General features: G+C 69.7%; 16 protein-coding genes. 12 read left to right on the forward strand and 4 right to left on the reverse strand.

Features of this window, described 5'->3' with window-relative positions:
• Positions 1–40: 40 nt before the first annotated feature.
• From JDY09_RS09640 to JDY09_RS09650, 3 genes are all read right to left on the reverse strand, one after another.
• Positions 41–841 carry a CPBP family intramembrane glutamic endopeptidase gene (locus JDY09_RS09640; RefSeq protein ID WP_274716715.1) on the reverse strand — a complete coding sequence of 267 codons (801 nt, stop codon included), beginning with the start codon at positions 839–841 and terminating at the stop codon, positions 41–43.
• Positions 842–1,019: 178 nt separating this feature from the next.
• Entirely contained in the window at positions 1,020–1,781 is a 762-nt protein-coding gene (locus JDY09_RS09645) for an HAD family hydrolase (RefSeq protein WP_274716716.1), read from the reverse strand.
• Positions 1,778–3,079 (reverse strand): hypothetical protein, encoded by a 1,302-nt coding sequence (locus JDY09_RS09650; protein WP_274716717.1) that lies wholly within the window; start codon positions 3,077–3,079, stop codon positions 1,778–1,780. The genes JDY09_RS09645 and JDY09_RS09650 overlap by 4 nt, the downstream gene beginning before the upstream one ends.
• Between JDY09_RS09650 and JDY09_RS09655 the strand changes: the two genes are divergently transcribed.
• From JDY09_RS09655 to thiL, 3 genes are all read left to right on the forward strand, one after another.
• Positions 3,078–3,866: a mechanosensitive ion channel family protein gene (locus JDY09_RS09655; protein ID WP_274716718.1), complete on the forward strand. Its 789-nt coding sequence runs from the start codon at positions 3,078–3,080 to the stop codon at positions 3,864–3,866. The two genes, JDY09_RS09650 and JDY09_RS09655, sit on opposite strands and share 2 nt — an antisense overlap.
• A gap of 115 nt (positions 3,867–3,981) precedes the next feature.
• Positions 3,982–6,102 (forward strand): transglycosylase domain-containing protein, encoded by a 2,121-nt coding sequence (locus JDY09_RS09660; protein ID WP_274716719.1) that lies wholly within the window; start codon positions 3,982–3,984, stop codon positions 6,100–6,102.
• Between the two features lie 4 nt (positions 6,103–6,106).
• Positions 6,107–7,051, forward strand: coding sequence for a thiamine-phosphate kinase (thiL, locus tag JDY09_RS09665; RefSeq protein WP_274716720.1), 945 nt, complete (start codon positions 6,107–6,109; stop codon positions 7,049–7,051).
• Positions 7,052–7,083: 32 nt separating this feature from the next.
• Here thiL and JDY09_RS09670 read toward each other — a convergent pair whose 3' ends face one another.
• Positions 7,084–8,787, reverse strand: coding sequence for a hypothetical protein (locus JDY09_RS09670; RefSeq protein WP_274716721.1), 1,704 nt, complete (start codon positions 8,785–8,787; stop codon positions 7,084–7,086).
• Positions 8,788–8,813: 26 nt separating this feature from the next.
• On the opposite strand from JDY09_RS09670, the gene JDY09_RS09675 reads away from it, so the two are divergent.
• The 9 genes from JDY09_RS09675 (at position 8,814) to rplI (ending at position 17,138) form a co-directional block, all read left to right on the forward strand.
• On the forward strand, positions 8,814–9,533 hold the full coding sequence (locus tag JDY09_RS09675; RefSeq protein ID WP_274716722.1) for a response regulator transcription factor: 720 nt from the start codon (positions 8,814–8,816) through the stop codon (positions 9,531–9,533).
• Positions 9,534–9,589: 56 nt separating this feature from the next.
• Complete coding sequence (locus tag JDY09_RS09680; protein WP_274716723.1) at positions 9,590–11,023, forward strand: HAMP domain-containing sensor histidine kinase; 1,434 nt, start codon at positions 9,590–9,592, stop codon at positions 11,021–11,023.
• A gap of 16 nt (positions 11,024–11,039) precedes the next feature.
• Positions 11,040–11,459, forward strand: coding sequence for a hypothetical protein (locus tag JDY09_RS09685; RefSeq protein ID WP_274716724.1), 420 nt, complete (start codon positions 11,040–11,042; stop codon positions 11,457–11,459).
• Between the two features lie 122 nt (positions 11,460–11,581).
• On the forward strand, positions 11,582–12,820 hold the full coding sequence (locus tag JDY09_RS09690) for a glycosyltransferase (RefSeq protein WP_274716725.1): 1,239 nt from the start codon (positions 11,582–11,584) through the stop codon (positions 12,818–12,820).
• Complete coding sequence (locus tag JDY09_RS09695; RefSeq protein WP_274716726.1) at positions 12,817–14,307, forward strand: alpha,alpha-trehalose-phosphate synthase (UDP-forming); 1,491 nt, start codon at positions 12,817–12,819, stop codon at positions 14,305–14,307. The genes JDY09_RS09690 and JDY09_RS09695 overlap by 4 nt, the downstream gene beginning before the upstream one ends.
• 907 nt (positions 14,308–15,214) lie before the next feature.
• Positions 15,215–15,592 (forward strand): 30S ribosomal protein S6, encoded by a 378-nt coding sequence (rpsF, locus tag JDY09_RS09700; RefSeq protein ID WP_274716727.1) that lies wholly within the window; start codon positions 15,215–15,217, stop codon positions 15,590–15,592.
• Positions 15,593–15,903: 311 nt separating this feature from the next.
• The gene (locus tag JDY09_RS09705) at positions 15,904–16,359 is read left to right on the forward strand and encodes a single-stranded DNA-binding protein (RefSeq protein ID WP_274716728.1); all 456 of its coding nucleotides are present in this window, start codon (positions 15,904–15,906) and stop codon (positions 16,357–16,359) included.
• Between the two features lie 53 nt (positions 16,360–16,412).
• Complete coding sequence (rpsR, locus tag JDY09_RS09710) at positions 16,413–16,679, forward strand: 30S ribosomal protein S18 (protein ID WP_274716729.1); 267 nt, start codon at positions 16,413–16,415, stop codon at positions 16,677–16,679.
• 6 nt (positions 16,680–16,685) lie between these two features.
• On the forward strand, positions 16,686–17,138 hold the full coding sequence (gene rplI, locus JDY09_RS09715) for a 50S ribosomal protein L9 (RefSeq protein ID WP_274716730.1): 453 nt from the start codon (positions 16,686–16,688) through the stop codon (positions 17,136–17,138).
• Positions 17,139–17,141: the final 3 nt, after the last annotated feature.

The following is a 17,141-nucleotide window of genomic DNA, read 5'->3' on the forward strand; positions in this document are numbered from 1 at the left end:
AACCGGCACGGCCCGCGCTGAGCGCGGGCCGTGCCCCTTTTCAACCAGAAGGGGATCGCTGAAGCATCGGCAGAGTGCGGACGCTAGCCGCACACAGCGCCAGCATCGCTGCGCCGACAGCGAGGGTCACAGCGTCGTGCGGAGCCTGTCCCGAGAGTGCGAGCGTGTTGTTGAAGGCGTGCAGCGCGATCGGCGCGAACAGCGTGCCCGTGCGCTCGTAAAGGAGACAGAGAAGGAACCCGAACAGCGCGAGCGGCGGAACGATCAACAGTTGGTCGGCGCTCTGGAAGTCCCAGTGCAGAAACCCGAAGACGACACCGTCGACCGCGGCCGCGAGCAAGACCGCTAGCCGGCCCCGCAGCGCGCGGTAGAAGAAACCGCGGAAAAACAGCTCTTCGGCGACCGGCGCCACAGCGACGATCAAGATCGCCGCCGCGACGAGACCGCCGACACCATCGTCGGCGCCGAGATCGCGCGCCACGGTCTGCTCGATGTCGGGTTTGACGAGCAGCGAGTAGGCGATCACGGCGGTGTAGTAGGCGACGGCAGCCAGCGCTACCGCCGCCGCGACCCGCCCGACGGGACCACCACGAAAGCCGAAGTCGCGCGCGCGCACCGATCCCGACAGCGAGGCGAACGCCACCGCCGAAACGGCAAAAACCACCGCCTGCACGAGCGTGGCTAAAACGCGGAAGGCAAGCGTTTCGTCGTGTCCGCTGTCGATGCCGAGGAGAGCGGCGAGCATCCCGGCGAGCGCCAGGGTCATGAAGATCGCACACACGAAGGCGGCGAACCCCTGCCACGGCCGCCATGCCGGCCCGTCTTGCGGCGCGCCGCGCACGCCAGCCGCACGGCGACCTCGCTGCGGTCGCGATCGCCACACGACGCGCGGCGCTTCGTGCGAAAGCTCTTCCCCGCCGTGCTTTGCGGAGTCTGTCGCTCGTTCCTCGTTCACCTGAGCAAGAAAGCCGGTTTCGCCGCCATCGGATTGCGGCGGTCGTCGCGGCGGGCGCCGCTCGCTACGCAGTGGAGAGTAGGGGCACTAGCTGGTCGAGCGCCTCCACACGGTCTCTCGCCTCAGGGTGCACACCCTGGCGATCGACGAGGACGGCGCGCGCTCCGGCAAGCCGCGCGCCGACGAGATCCGCACAGGGGTCGTCGCCGACGTGCAGCAAATCGCGAACCGCGACTCCTGCCGCCCGAGCCGCGGCTTCGAAGACCCGGCGGTCGGGCTTCGCGGCACCGAGCTCGGCGCTCGTCACCATGCCACGCAGGTAGCTGTCGATGCCGTGCTCGGCGAGGATCGCGGCGAGACCGCAATCCCAGTTGCTCGCTACCACCACGGGCACACCGCACTGGCGGGCACGCGCGAGTAGGCGAAGCGCGTCCGGGTAGGGCGTGAAAGCGATCGCGTCGAGCAGCGCATCGAGAACAGCAGCCTCGCGCTCGGCTGCCCTCGCCTCCAGCGCGACGAGCTCGGGCAGGTGACGGTCTACGACCTGCGCGCAGCGGCGGCGCAGGTCGTCGAGGCGCGCGGGGTCCGAACCCTCGAGATGGTGGGCGCGGTAGTAGGCGATCTCAGCCGCGATGGCGCGCTCGACCGCAGCTCGGTCGAGCTCGACGCCGAAGCGCGCAGCGAGCGCCCGGCGCAGGCGTGGCGCCGGCGGCTCGAGACACAGGATCGTGCCGAGAGCGTCGAGCGAGAGCGCCCGCACAGGCCCGTCCAGGGGTGCACCGAGGTGCTCGGCCGGTCCGGGCGCTGCGCTCGCCGGAGCCGTCATCCGATCCAGTTCCAGCTCCCGTAGAGAGCGGCGAACGCGCCGAGCACGACCGCCGCCGATACCACCACGGCAGCGTCCGCACGCCGCTCGCGCGCCCAGACCGCGACCCCCCAGGCGAGCGGGAAGAGCGGCCCAAGGAAACGCGGCAGCGACATCAGCGGCTGGGGCACCGCGGGAACCGAGAGCGCGAACGCCAACACCGCGAGCGCCCACAGCCACAGCGCCACCGGAACGCGCCGCCAGGACACGGCCATCGCGCCGAGCGCCGCGAGGAGAAAGGCGAACAGCATCACATTCATCGCTGCGATTCGCAGTGGGTCGCCGGCGGCGAGACCGAAGTACACGACCTCGCGGCTTCCCGACGCCAGCTGGCGCACACCGAGCCAAGCTGCCTCGAACGCCCGCCAGACTCCGGCCAGCGGCCCGACAGTTTGGCGTGCCCAGGCGCTCTGGACGTCGACGAAGGCAAGCGCCGGTGCACCGCCCGCCGCTAGCAGCACAGCGAAAGCAGCGATCCCCGCGGGAACCAGCAGCAGCGCCAGCGCGTGCCACGTCAGTGCGCTGCCGGCGCGCCACCGCTGCCACCACACGAGCGCCAACGGCAACACGAGCAGCACGCCGACCGGTCGCGTAGCGGCGGCAAGACCGCCTGCCGCAGCGGCCAGCCACAACCGTCCCTGTAGTGCCCACGCGAGGCTTGCGGCGGCGGCCGCGAGAAACAGACTCTCGGCGTAGGGCGCCCCGAACCACAGCGATCCCGGGAAAGCGGACAGCAGCACAACGGCGAGACGGGCCGTGGCGCGATCCCGGCGCTCGCGCACGAGCCGGTACACGACACATGCTCCGACCACGAAAGCGAACAGGGCGATCGCGTACGCGGCGATCAGCCGCCCGCCGGGCCCGCCGCCGAGCACAATGCCCAGAGCGCGCACGAGGAGCGGATAGAGGGGAAAGAACGCAGCCTTGAGGCCGGGATCGGCGCCGTACCCCTCGCCCGCGATGCGCAGGTACCACACGGCGTCCCAGCGCGCCATCGGCGCGAGCGCAAGGTCGACACCGGACCCGAAGGGGTGGGTCAGGCGCGGGTCATCGAAGCGCAGCTCGTTCTGCCGGCCGATCGATCCGGCCGATTCGCTGCCGGCCGCAAGCAGAGCGGCGAACGCCGCGACTGCCCACACCGCGAGCCGGCTGGCGAGAGCGACGGCAACGACCCAGGCGAGCTCGCGGTCGATCGGTGGCAGCGCTCTGCGCGCCTGCGCAGGCCGGCGTCGCCCCGCCGCTCTAGCCTGCAGCGCCATGCCCGATTTCTACACGGGAGCCTCGTTCTTGGCCGAACACCGTCGCGAGCTGACAGCGCTGGCGACGTTTCTCGGTGCGCTCTTCGTCGCCGAGTTGTTCGATCGCTCGCTCGCACGGCGCGCCCACAAGCTGCGCGAGGCGCTCGGCGCCGAGGAGCTTTCGCCGGAGACGCGTACTCGCCTGCGACTGGTGCGGCGCCTTGTGTTCGCGACGATCGTCGTCGTCGGTGCCGGTCTCGCCCTCGCCCAGTTTCCCGACGTCCGTCGCCTCGCTACCGGTCTGCTCGCGTCCTCGGCAGTGGTCGGCATCGTCGTCGGTTTCGCCGCCCGCCAAACGCTCGCCAACGCGATCGCTGGGGTGCTGATCGCGATCACCCAGCCGGTGCGCGTAGGCGACATCGTCACCTTCGACGGCCGCCGCGGGCTCGTCGAAGACTTGGCGCTCAGCTACACGACGATCCGCCTCGCCGACGGCGGTCGGCTGCTGATCCCCAACGAACGGCTCGTGCAGTCGACGCTCGAAAACCACACGTTGCGCGACCGCCGGCTGCTGGTCGAGGTCCCGCTGTGGGTCGACCGCTCCGTCGACCTCGAGCGCGCCGCCGCGCTGCCACGTTCGCGCGGCCTCGACGTGCGTGTCAACTGTGTGGAAAAGGAAGGCGTCGAGCTCGTCGCGTTGCTGCGCCTGCCGCCGCACGCAGACTGGGAGCAAGCACGCTCGGAACTCCTTTCGGACTGGCTGAACGCCCTCGGGCAGGCCGAAGCCAACGGTCACCGCGAAAGCTAGAGCGCGGATATCCTCGACCCAGGCCGGCTGCCGCACCGCACCGGCCGCGTCCCGAGCGGCCGCGATGACCTACCGACGCAGACAGAGGCGACGCCGCCGTTCCCGGCGGGGCTTGTTGGCAGCGGTCGCGCTGTTGGCCGTGGTAGTGACCGCTTCGGTCGTCGCGGTCGTCGGCTACGTGCTCGCGATCGCCGCTACCGCCCCCGGCATCGACGAGCTGAAACCGCTCGACAAGGGGCGCACGTCGGTCGTGTACGCCGCCGACGGTTCGCGGCTCGGCTTCGTGCAGTCCGATGTGATCCGCACACCTATCCCCTGGAGCCAGATGCCAGCGCACCTGCGCAACGCAACGGTGGCGATCGAGGACAGCCGCTTCTGGCGCCACCACGGTGTCGACTACACGGCGATCATCCGCGCCGGCATCCGCAACCTCCAGTCGGGCAAGACGGTGCAGGGCGGCTCGACGATCACCCAGCAGCTCGTTCGCGCCCTCTACATCAAGGATCCGCAGCGCAACTTCGCACGCAAGATCCGGGAGGCGAAGCTGGCGTCGGAGCTAGAGAAGCGTCGTTCGAAGCGCTGGATTCTGCAGACGTATCTCAACACCGTCCCCTACGGCACCGTGCAAGGACGCACGGCGCTAGGCGTCGAAGCAGCTGCCGAAACGTTCTTTGACAAACACGCGCGCGATCTCACCCTGACCGAGGCCGCGCTGCTCGCCGGACTGCCGCAAGCACCCTCTTACTACAACCCGTTCCGCAACCCGCGTGCGGCGCTCGAGCGGCGCAACGAGGTGCTCGAGCGGATGGCGGACCTCGGCTACATAACCCGCTTCGAGGCGGCACAAGCGAAGGCGGCACCGCTCGGCTTGCGGCGCGGCACGAGCTACACCGTGCGTCGCGAGCCCTACTTTTTCGACTACGTACAAGAGCGCCTGATCGAGCGCTACGGCATCAACGTTTTCCGCCGCGGCGGTTTGCGCGTCTACACGACGATCGATCCGGCGCTCCAGGAAGCAGCCAGGCGCGCCATCCAAGGGCAGCTCGGTCTGCCCGGCGATCCTGCCGCTGCGGTGGTTTCGATCGATCCTGCGACCGGCTACATCAAAGCGATGGCGGCGAGCTCCAACTACCGGGACACGACCTTCAACCTCGCCGCTCAGGGGCGGCGCCAACCCGGATCGGCGTTCAAAACGTTCGTGCTGGCGGCGGCGGTGGAGCGGGGGATCGACCCCGATCGGACGGTCTACGTCTCGAAACCGCTCGCGCTCACGGTGCCCGGCTACGGCCCCTGGCAAGTCAAGACCTACGACAACACGTACGGCGGGGCGATGACGCTGACGCGCGCGACGCTGCGCTCCGACAACACTGTCTACGCCCAGCTGATCCTCGACCTCGGGCCTCGCGCCGTCTGCGAGGAGGCGCGCAAGCTTGGTATCACGACCAAGCTCGACTGCTACCCCGCCGAGGGACTTGGCGGGTTGCGCATCGGCGTCTCGCCGCTCGAGATGGCCAACGCCTATGCGACGCTGGCCTCGGGCGGGATCCGCAACAGGCCGGAAGCGATCCTCAAGGTGGTGTTCCCGAACGGCAAGGTCGACGAGCTCGGCAAGCCCGAGCGCAAGCGCGTGATGGACGCCGGCGCGGCCTATGTCGTGACACGGATCTTGCGCCAGAACGTCCTGTCCGGCACCGGCACGCGCGCGAACATCGGCTGTCCGGCGGCCGGCAAGACCGGCACCACCGACAACTACAACGACGCCTGGTTCGTCGGCTACACACCGAAACTGGCTACCGCGGTTTGGGTCGGCTACCCGAACGCTCAGATCGCGATGCGCAGCGTGCACGGCATCACGGTCGCCGGCGGCACGTTCCCGGCGGCGATCTGGCGCGACTACATGCAGGTGGCACGTCGTGGCGACTGCTCCGACTTCCCAGTACCGCCGACGTTGCCGCGGCTCTCGCCCTTCATGAGCAGTCGAGCTGTCACCGGCACGTCCGACTCCTACCGCTACTACGGCAACCCGCAGGCCGGGACCGGGACCACCACGCAGGGTGGCGCCGGGAGCTACGACCCGCGCTTCTACGAGAGCCCGCCGCAGGGTGCGCCGCGCACCGAATCGCCGCCCGCCGACTACCCGCGCGTCGGCGAGCCACCGACGAGTTCGCCACCCGGCGCCCAGGGACCGAGCGGCGGCAGCGCGGGGGGCGGGGGCGCCCCCGCCGGCGGGCGTTGACCCCGTGCGCGAACTAGCCGCGATCGGACGCTTCGCGCGCCGCGCCACCCGCCCGACAGCGCGGATCGAGCGCGGGATCGGCGACGACGCCGCGGTCTTGCGCGCCGACGGGCTGTGCGCGATCTCGACCGACACCGTCGTCGACGGCGTGCACTTCACGACGCACGGCTACACGCCCTCCGAGATCGGCCACAAAGCGCTCGCGACGGCTATCTCGGACCTCGCCGCGATGGGCGCCCAGCCGGGCGAAGTGCTGCTCTCTATCGGCCTTCCCGCAAACGCCAGCGAAGAGTTCGTCGACGGTTTGGCGGACGGGTTCGTGGGCTTCGCCGACGAGGTCGGCGTCGCACTCGTAGGCGGCGACGTGGTGGCCGCACCGGTGCTGTTTCTCGCTGTCACGGTGGTCGGCTGGGCAGCGACCGGCGAGAGGCTCGTCGGCCGCGACGGCGCGGCGCCGGGTGAGCTGGTAGGCGTGACGGGCACGCTCGGCGCGGCCGCCGCCGCTCTCCTCGCCCGCGACCAAGTGGACGAGGCGCTGCGCGAGCGGCTCGTACGCCCGCGGCCGCGACTCGCCGAGGGCCGCGCCCTCGCCCAGCTCGGCGTCACCGCAATGATCGACGTAAGCGACGGCATCGCCAGCGACGCCCGCCACGTCGCCGCAGCGAGCGGCGTAGCGCTGCACGTGCGACTCGACCGGCTGCCGATCGCCCCCGGCGTCGAGGATGTGGCGGCCGCGCTCGGACGCGATCCGGGCGAACTAGCCGCGACCGGCGGCGAGGATTACGAGCTCCTTTTCACGGCGCGCCCGTCGCTGCGCACCGCGGTCGAGAACACGCTGGCCGAGCTCGGGTGTCCCGTGACTTGGATCGGTAGTGTCGAGCCCGGCAGCGGTGTCGCGTTCAGCGACCAGCACGGCGAGCGGCGGGACCTGCGCGGTTTCGAGCACTGACCAGCCCCCGGGTGCCTAGCTCCCCGCAGCGCTCACCGCAGCGCACGGCCGGGATGCGCTCGCGCCTCCGCGCGCGCCGCTTCCGCGCGCTCAGCGTTGGCGCGCAGATGCTGGACGAGCGCGATGCCGGCCGCCACAAAGAGCGCCGACATCGCTACGACCACCTCGTCGGCGGCACCCTGGGCCACCGCGATCAGCGCGTGCCATGCCCCTTCGACGGGGCTCGTGCCTGTGCGCAACAGCAGATGGACGCAGACGGCAGCGGGCAGCGCGAGCCCAACAGCGAGCGTGCCGGCACCGCGGCCACCGCCGGTAGCCGGCACAAGGAGCGCCCTCAGCCCCCAGACGTGGAGCGCCGGCAGCCATACGACGAGGGCGTAGGGATTGGAGAGCCACAGCACCGCGCCCGCGACCGCGAGCACGATCGCGATTCCCGCACCGGCGGCGGGACTGCGGGCGGCGCGACCGAGAGCTCGAACCGCGAACCAACAACCCAGCGCCAGCACCGCGATCGCCGCCAGCAACGCCACGCGTCCGCCGTTCGGCCCAACGGCGAACGGATCGCTCACCCCGAGACCGGACGGGCCGAACCAGCCCGCCATCCCGGCGACACGCAAACTGCCCACGAGCACTAAAAGCGGCAAGGCGAAGCTCGTCACGAGCGCGACACCGACACGTAGCCGCTGTCCCTGGCGGCGCGCACGGGCCGCAGCGTCGGCGGTCGCGAAGGCGACGGGCAAGAGCAGCGCCGCGGCGCACAGCGACACGACCCACCCGGGCAGAACGAGTCCGAGCACCGTGACGTAACGACCCGGGGCGGCCGCCAACCGACCACCCTGGTCGAGAGCGCTGAGCGTCCGCAGCGCCGTGCGCGTGAGGATCCCGACGCTGTCGGGATCGATCCGCTCGAGCCGGCTGTCGGCAGGCGCGAGCTCCCCGGAGCCGGATATGCGCACGGCGTCGATACCCGCTTCAAGAAGTGGTGACTGCAAGCCGACGCCGATCGGGAAGGCGAGACGCGCCACCTGCCCGGCGAAGCTCGACGCTGCCGCCGGCTCGGCGGTCTCCTCGCGCAGCGAGGCGCGTGCCGTGCGCTCGGTCTGGGCGCTCGTGCGACGATCGCCCCCCGACCAGACGACAACCGGTGCCCCGCCTCGGGCCCGTGACGCGACGTCGCTCAACACCACGGCCGCAACGATCTGGCGGCCGGTGTCACGCAGGCGATCCACAGCCCGCTCAACAGCCTCGGGATGGGCCCGACCATCGACCGAGGCGAGCACGATGCTGCGCTTGGTCGGCCGGCCCGCCAACACCTGGGCGATCGCCAGCAGCGCGGCGGTATCGGCAGCGGTGGCGCGGTCGCGCTCTCGCCAGGCGTCGCGCGGGACCACCAGCATCAGCGCGGTGTCGGAGCGACCCGGTCGCGTCGCGACGACGTTAGTGAGCTGGCGGTCACCGCTCTCGAAGCGGTCGTGATCGACCGTGAAGCCGAGCGCGGCGAGCCGCCCGCCGACGAGGTCGGCGAGCGCGCGATCGCCAGGCGCTCCGGCGCGCCGGTCGGGGTAGGTGCGGGCGATGCGCTCGCCCTCCTGCGCGATCAACCTGCCGTCGAGCAGCACGTCGGCGGCAAGCCCCTGGGGGAGCGCCGGCGGGCGGCGTTCGAGCGAGAACATCGCCACGATCGCGGCGAGCAGCGCAGGCAGGAGCGCAGCCCGGTACAGCCGTGGCTCGAGCACTTCCCGGCAACCTACAATGAACCGCGGTGGGCAGCGCGACGGCCCGGATCCTTGTCGTCGACGACGAGCGCCCGCTCCAGGAGCTGCTGGCTTTCCCGCTGCGCCGCGACGGATACGAGGTCGTTTCGGCGTACGACGGCTACCAAGCGCTCGCGCGCCTGAACAGCGAACGTTTCGACCTGGTCGTGCTCGACCTAATGCTGCCGGGCATCGACGGCCTCGAACTCTGTCGGCTGATCCGCTCGACGAGCGACGTGCCGATCGTGATGCTCACCGCGCGCGGCGACGAGCGCGATAAGGTCGCGGGTCTCGAGCTCGGCGCCGACGACTACATCACGAAGCCGTTCTCGTTGCGCGAGTTCCGCAGCCGCGTGCGCGCCGTGCTGCGGCGAACGAAGCGTGCCGCCACGAGCGACGAGCGGGAGGCGCGAGGGGTGATCGAGCGCGGGCCGCTGCGGATCGACCTCGATCGCCGCACGGCGACGGTGCGCGGGCGCCCGGTGCGACTCACCTATGTCGAGTTCGAACTCTTGACCGCGCTCGCCCGCCGACCCGGCGTCGCGCAGGGACGGCCGCAACTTTTGGCGAGCGTGTTCGGCAGCTCGGCGTACCGCGATCCGCGCACGATCGACGTGCACATTCGTCATCTGCGCGAAAAGATCGAGGACGATCCCTCGCGGCCGCGGTTGATCGAGACGGTGCGGCGTGTCGGCTACCGCTTCGCGCCGCTCGACCGGGAGCGCTAGCGGTGCTGCCGCCGCCGAGCGAACCGCGAGCGGCCGGCGCGTCGCTGCGTGCACGTGTGGCCTTACTGATGCTCTCGGTTTGCGTGATCGCTTTCGGGATCGCGTATCTCGGTGTCGCCTCGCAGCTCGTGTCGGCCCTGGAGCGGCAGCGACTCGACGAACTCAAGCGCTCGCTCGCGCGCAGCGTGCCGCGTTTGGCCGACACCTTCGCCGGCCGGGCATCCCCCGCATCCGCCTCCCGTCTCCGCGAGCTGGCGGAGGCGCTCGAAGTTCGTGCCTATGCCTTCCGCGTCCGCGCCACCGGCGGTGGCGATGTCCACCTCGCTCCACTCGCCGGCGGGGAGCCTTGGCCTGCAGTTCGCAAGACCGCGCGCAGCGCCGCTGCCGGCGGCAGCGTGGCGCGCGTCTCGGGTCGCGGTCGCGCGCGTACCGCCGTCGTCGCCCGCCCTCTGCCAGCACGCGGTCGCGACAAGGTCGTTGTCGTTTTCGCGCGTTCCCTCGGTGACGTCCAGCGCACGGCCAAGCTCTTGCGTGAACGGGGCGCGATCGCACTGCTGCTCGCGTTGGCGTTCGTGCTGGTCGGCGCCATAGCGGTATCGCAGGCGGTTATCGGTCGTGTGAGAGCGGTGGAACGCGCCGCTCGTGCGATCGCCCGCGGCCAGCATCCCGGCCCGGTGCCGGTCGAGCGCGACGACGAGCTCGGCGCGCTGGCGCGCGCTTTCAACGAGATGCAGGAGCGCCTCACCCAGGCCGAGCGTGCGCGCCGCGACTTCATCGTCACCGCTTCCCACGAGTTGCGCACGCCTCTGTCTTCCCTCGGCGGGTTCGTGGAGCTGTTGCGCGACGAGGAGCTCGACACCGCCACGCGACGCCGCTTCCTCGCCACGATGGCCGACCAGGTCGAGCGCTTGCAGCGGCTCGCGGTGGACCTCCTCGATCTCTCGCGGATCGACTCCGGCGATCTCGAGCTGGCGCCAGAGAGCAGCGACCTCAGCGAGCTGGTGACGTCGGTCGCGCGCGAGTTCGAAGCGGTGGCTAGCGAACGCGGTCACCGCCTCGAACTACGTGTAAACCCTTCCGTGCAAGCGTTCTGCGATCCCGATCGCGCCGCCCAGATCGTGCGTGTTCTGATCGACAACGCACTGCGCCACACCCCGAAGGGCACGCGCGTGCGTGTCTCCTGCGGGCGGCGACGCAGCGACGGGCGCCCGTACGTGCGGGTGATCGACAACGGTCCCGGCATTCCCGAAGAGCTGCGCGCCCGCATCTTCGAACCGTTCGTGCGCGGCAACGAGAGCCCGGGCGCCGGGCTCGGACTGGCGATCGCGCGCCAACTCGCCGAACGTATGGGCGGGAGCCTGTCGGTGCGCAGTTCGGGAGGCGAGACGTGTCTCGAGCTGACACTCCCGGCCGACCGTGCCCCACGGTCGAGCGCCGACACCGACGAGCCCTCGCTAACAGCGTCGCCGCAGCGGCCGATGGGTACCTAAGTAGGGGGTGGCCGAGGTGCCCAGCACACAAGCGACGCGGTCGCCGCAGCGAGAACGGCGGGTCGTCCTGACGATCCCAGCACGCTCCGACTACCTTGTGCTAACCCGCCTGGCGTTGGCGGCTATCTGCCGGGCGGCCGAATTCGAACTCGCCGACGTCGCCGACCTCAAGCTGGCCGTGACGGAAGCGGCCGAGGCGTTCATGGACGAGGCACCAGCGGCACAGCGCCCACCCGCCGCCGCGACGCGCACGCTGGCGATCGACTTCCGTCTCGACCGGGATGCGCTGCACATCGAGCTGAGCTGTCCCGGTGGCACCGGCGGCCGCGGCCTGCCCGAGCTTGCGCGGGCAATCATCACTGCGACGGTCGACGAGTTCGACGCCGGCGACGACCGCTTAACCCTGGTCAAGCGCTTGCCCTCCGCGCGCGTCTGAAGACAAAAACGACACCGATCGCGCCGCCCGGTATCGGTGCGGTACGACCTACTAGCGCCGCGGCGACTACGCTTGCGCGTCTTCCCCTGAACAGGGCTGTCGATCCACCGAAAACCCGGGCAATGCTGCAACACGTCGTCGTCGGACACAAGAGCCTCAGCGACTACACGCACATCGTCGGCCGCCAGCTGGTCGACGAGATCCGCTCGCTCGCTGACGGTCTCGAAGGGCAGCGGGTGCTGCACCTCTCGGCGACCGCTTTCGGAGGCGGTGTCGCCGAGATCCTGTACGCGCTCGTGCCCTTGATGAACGACGTCGGTCTGCACTGCGAATGGCACGTGATGCTGGGGCGCGAGGAGTTCTTCAACGTCACCAAGCGACTGCACAACGCTCTCCAGGGCGACCCCGACGCTCCGACGAGCGACGAGTGGGACATATACCGCCGCTACAACCAGTTGAACGCCGACGAGCTGGCTGGCGACTGGGACATCGTCATCGTCCACGACCCGCAACCGGCGGGGGTTCGCAACTTCGTGCCCGACAAGGCGCGCCGCTGGATTTGGCAGTGTCACATCGATCTTTCGGAACCGAACGCTGCCGCCCTGGCGCCGCTGCTTCCGCTCGTCGCCGACTACGACGCGGCGGTGTTCCACATCGACCGCTACGTGCCCGAGGAGCTGCGGTCGCGTCCCGAGCGACCTGTTTACGTCTCGCCGCCGGCGATCGACCCGCTGTCGCCAAAGAACATGCGTCTCTCGCCCGAGGACGCCGCGTTCGTGTGCGAGCAGTTCGGTATCGATGTCGATCGACCGCTGATGTGCCAAGTGTCGCGGTTCGACCCTTGGAAGGACCCGATCGGCGTGATCGACGCCTACCGACAGGTGCGGACCGAGATCCCCGACGTGCAGCTGGCGTTGGTCGGGTCGATGGCCACCGACGATCCCGAAGGCTGGGAGTTCTACAACCGCACGGTCGCCTACGCTGGCGACGATCCCGATATTCACATCCTCAACAACCTCAACAACGTCGGCGCGATCGAGGTCAACGCGTTCCAGTCGCAAGCCGACGTGCTGATCCAGAAGTCGACGCGCGAGGGGTTCGGGCTGACGGTATCGGAGGGGCTGTGGAAGGCCCGTCCGATGGTTGCCGGCAATGTCGGTGGCATTCCGTTGCAGGTCATCGACGGCCGCACCGGCTTTCTCGTCAACTCGCCCGAGGAGTGCGCCGAGCGCTGTTTGCGCATCCTCCGCGATCCCGCGCTTGGTCGCCGGTTGGGACTCGCGGGCAAGGAGCACGTGCGCGCGAACTTCCTGATGCCGCGCGTCCTGCGCGACTGGTTGCGTATCTTCAAGCAGGCGTGAGCGACCGCACACCGCTGATCCTCGTCTCGAACCGTGGACCTTGCACGTTCGAGCGAGACGCTGACGGCACGCTGCGGCCGCGCCGTGGCGGCGGCGGTCTTGTCACCGCGCTGACGGGGCTCGTCCACCACCGTGACGCGCTCTGGATCGCGTCGGCGATGACCGAGGCCGACGCCGAGGTCGCCGAGCGTCATGGCGGGCGCTCCTTCTCGGTCGAGCTCGACGGCGAGACCTACCGCATCCGTCTCGTCGTTTCGGATCCCGACGCCTACGACCGCTTCTACAACGTCATCGCCAACCCGCTTCTCTGGTTCATCCAGCACTACCTCTGGGACCTGTCGAACGCCCCCGAGATCCGCCGTGCCGAGGTCGAGGCGTACGAGCACGGCTACCGGGTCGTCAACGAGGACTTAGCCAACGCCGTTCTCGAGGAGGCGGAGAGCCTCGGCGAGGCGGTGGTGATGCTGCACGACTACCACCTCTACGTCGCCCCGCGCCTGATCCGCAACCAGCGACCCGACCTCTTTCTCCACCACTTCATTCACATCCCGTGGACGCAGCCCGACGCCTGGCGGGTGTTGCCGGCCGACATCCGCGAGGACATCTACGAGGGGGTGCTCGCCAACGACATCGTCGCCTTCCACACCCGTGCCTACCGCCGCAACTTCCTGCTCTGTTGTCATGAACTGTTCGGTCTCGATGTCGACATGGAGGCGGGAGTGGTGCGGGCACCGGACGGGCGCGAGGTGTGGGTGCGCGCCTACCCGCTTCCTATCTCGGCGAAGACGTTCCAGCGCACAGCGCAACGACCGGCGGTTCACGAGTACGAGCGCGAGATCCTGCGCCGGCGCCGCGAACACCTGATCCTGCGTGTCGATCGCGCCGACCTCTCGAAGAACATCCTGCGCGGCTTCACCGCCTTCGACCTGTTCCTCGAACAGCACCCCGAGTTCCGGGAACAGGTGACGTTCATCGCCCACCTGATCCCCTCGCGGCAGGACGTTCCCGAGTACCGCGAGTACCTCGAACGGATCGAGGCGCTCGTGGCGGTGGTCAACCACCGCCACGGCACGACCGACTGGATGCCGATCGAGCTGCGCCTGCGCGAGAACCTGGAAGAGGCGATCGCCGCGTATAAGCACTACGACCTGTTGATCGTCAACGCGATCTGGGACGGCATGAACCTGATCGCGAAGGAGGGTCCGCTGGTCAACGAGCGGCACGGAGTGTCGCTGTTGTCCGAGAACACCGGGGCCCATGAGGAGCTGGCGGAGTTCGCGCTGTCGGTCAACCCGTTCGACGTCCAGGAGCAGGCGGACGCGATCTACCGGGCGCTGACGATGTCCGCCGAGGAGCGCTCGTGGCGCGCCGAAGGGCTCAAGCGGATCATCTCGGCACGCGATCCCGGCGACTGGGTCGACGACCAGCTCGCCGACATCGAGGCGAAACGCAGCGGACGCGCGCCCTCGGCGACCTCGGCCCGCTGAGTGGCCGACCCGACCCGGCGCGGCGCCCGCTCTAGCGCACCGGTCGCGTTTCGAGGTCGCTTTTTGGCATGTCGGACCTGTTCCTGTGGCGCTTCGCTCGCGTGCACACGCCGCTCGTGACGCGCACCCTCAACTCGACACGCGTACACGTCGCTCGGTAGGCGCGCACGACACTCAGCGCGCCGATTCGATCCCGAACTCGGCCTGAACGGCGGCGCGCGGATCGGTGGGCGCGGCCGTGGCAGCGCCGCGGCGCCGGTCTGTCGTGCTCGGCCTGCGCGCCGGCGATCGCCCTAGTTCGAGACCAACGCCTGCGCGCAGCGGCGGGCGGGGCCCACGAGCGTTATGGAGGCAGCGGTAGGTAGCGCGGCGCTCGTTCTCCCCGAATCCCGGGCCGGCTTGCGGCCGGGGCGCCCGACGCGACGGCACCTGCTGCCCACGCTGCGAGCGCGCCTGGCGCGAGCGATCGCCGGCGCGAGCGATCGCCTGGCGGCCGTGGGAGCGCTGCCGCTCGTCTCCCGCCCCCGCCGCGGCCTCCGTGCGCGGTGCACGGCTCGCGTGCTGCGCGCTGGCGACGCCCGCCGCAGTCGCCGCTTCCCGCTGCTTGCGTCCACAGCCCACCGGGCTTAGGCCCGCGAGCGCCCACGCAAGCAGGGCGAACCCGCACAGAGCACAGCCGAGGCGGGCGACGTTGTTCCAGCGCACCCTGCGTTTCGCACGCGTTCGCACGCACACATAAGGAGTCGCGCGCGCGTTCCATGCCCCATGAGCTGCGGGACGCTAGGGCGGGGACCTATTGCCTGTGGCAGCGACACGTGCGCAGGGAGTGGCAGGCGTGAGCCGCAGGGTCGTTCGCGGGGCGCGGCGTCCGTTGTCGCGATTCCCCTGCTAAGGTGCGGGCGCGCCGATGGCCAACGAGTACGAACTTTTGCTGCTGATCGACGTCGAGCTTGACGAGGACGATCGTTACGCGATCGTAGATCGCGTGCGCTCGCTCGTCGAGGCTCACGGCGAGGTCACCGGCGAGCACGACTGGGGTGTGCGCAAGCTCGCCTACGAGATTCGCCACCGTCCCCAGGCCCACTACTACCTCTTGCAGTTCGACGCCGACGCCGCAGTGGTTCGCGCACTGCCGCGCGAGCTTCGGATAATCGAGGGTCTACTCCGCCACCGGCTCGTGAAGCTCGGCAAGCTGCCGCACGAGGCGCCGACACCCGATCGGGGCGAGGACACACGCGACGAGCAGCGCCGGAGCGGTCGGCGCGCCGGCGCACGTTCCAGCTGACGGACCGATCCCCGCCGATCGGTGTCGAACGTTGCGAGGAGTGTGGACTTCGACCGCTGAGGGGTGAAATCCCCGGGCTCGAGCGCTTAGCAAGGTGGCGCTGCGTTGTCGCGGTAGCGGCACCGGCGGCGTCAAAGATGGCACCACTCGGCTCGAGAGCCGCCGGCGACAGCCACGGAAATGGCGCAGAATGCGGTATTAGTCCGCGTCTTCCTTCTGGTGGCAGCCGTCGGCACGGTTAACCTCGGGGGGCGGCGTCGAACATTCAGTTTCCCGAACGCGCAAGTCCGCAGCCAGGAGGCATCGCAGCGATGGCAGCCACCAACATCAACCGGGTCGTTATCACCGGCAATCTCACCCGCGACCCCGAACTTCGCTCCACACCCAACGGCACTTCGGTCTGCAAGCTAAGGATCGCTTGCAACACGCGCCGCCGCGATCCCGGCACGGGTAATTGGGTCGACAAGCCGAACTACTTTGACGTCACGGTGTGGGGCGCACAAGGCGAGAACTGCGCCCAGTACCTGCAAAAGGGACGGGCGGTGGCAATCGACGGGCGCCTCGAGTGGCGAGAGTGGGTCGACCAGAACGGCAACAAGCGCCAGGCAATCGATATCATCGCTGACTCGGTTCAGTTCCTGGGCTCGCGCGACGGCGCCGACAGCGTCTCGCGCTTCGAGCCGCAGGACGGCATTCCCGCTGACACGTCCGATTTCGAGGACGCGCCGGTCGGGGTGGGCAACGCCACCGACGACATCCCCTTCTGAGCACCTGACAACCCTTCAGACAGCGAGTTCCGAACGCAACCTGACCAGCCAGCGTGGCCAAGAAGCAAAGACAGAAGCGTCGCCGTGACAAGCGCAGCGGTGCCGGTCCTACCAAGCGCAAGCCGTGCCCGTTCTGCCGCGACAAGATCGACACGGTCGACTACCGCGATGCCGAGGGTTTGCGTCGCTTTCTGAGCGACAAAGGGAAGATCCGCTCGTCGCGAGTCACCGGCTGCTGCCGCCGCCACCAGTCGCAGTTGGCGCGTGCGATCAAGCGAGCGCGCGAACTCGCGCTGCTGCCGTACGTGATCGAGAAGTAGTAGCCGATGGCCAAGGCGATCCTCACCCAGGACGTCGAAGGTCTCGGAGGCCGTGGCGAGGTCGTCGACGTCGCGCCCGGCTACTTGCGTAACTACCTCGTGCCGCGGCGGCTTGCTCAGGTGGCAACCCCAGCGCTGATCGCCGAAGCTGAGCGACGTCGGGAAGCAGCGGAGCGCGCACGGCGCGAGGCGCAGCAGCGCGCCGAGGAAACGGCGGCGCTGTTGCGTCGCACCGTGCTCACGATCCCTCACGCCGCTGGCGACGACGGGCGTCTGTTCGGCTCGGTCACGGCGAAGGAGATCGTCGACGCCATCCGCGAGGCGCGCGGCGTGAAGATCGACCGGCGCAAGGTTCGTCTCGAGGAGCCGATCCGCACGACCGGGACGCACATGGTCACGGTCGAGGTCGCCGAGGGCGTCACGGCCCAGGTCAAGACGATCGTCACCCCCGAAAGCTAGATC

It is taken from the genome of Thermoleophilum album (assembly GCF_028867705.1).
Classification (GTDB): domain Bacteria; phylum Actinomycetota; class Thermoleophilia; order Solirubrobacterales; family Thermoleophilaceae; genus Thermoleophilum.

Bases quoted from the DNA above. Each gene is read 5' to 3' on its own strand.
- JDY09_RS09645 (WP_274716716.1), bottom strand. From the start codon at position 1,781: ATGACGGCTCCGGCGAGCGCAGCGCCCGGACCGGCCGAGCACCTCGGT.
- JDY09_RS09650 (WP_274716717.1), bottom strand. From the start codon at position 3,079: ATGGCGCTGCAGGCTAGAGCGGCGGGGCGACGCCGGCCTGCGCAGGCG.
- rpsF (WP_274716727.1), top strand. From the start codon at position 15,215: ATGGCCAACGAGTACGAACTTTTGCTGCTGATCGACGTCGAGCTTGAC.
- rplI (WP_274716730.1), top strand. From the start codon at position 16,686: ATGGCCAAGGCGATCCTCACCCAGGACGTCGAAGGTCTCGGAGGCCGT.
- JDY09_RS09705 (WP_274716728.1), top strand. From the start codon at position 15,904: ATGGCAGCCACCAACATCAACCGGGTCGTTATCACCGGCAATCTCACC.
- JDY09_RS09655 (WP_274716718.1), top strand. From the start codon at position 3,078: ATGCCCGATTTCTACACGGGAGCCTCGTTCTTGGCCGAACACCGTCGC.
- JDY09_RS09690 (WP_274716725.1), top strand. From the start codon at position 11,582: ATGCTGCAACACGTCGTCGTCGGACACAAGAGCCTCAGCGACTACACG.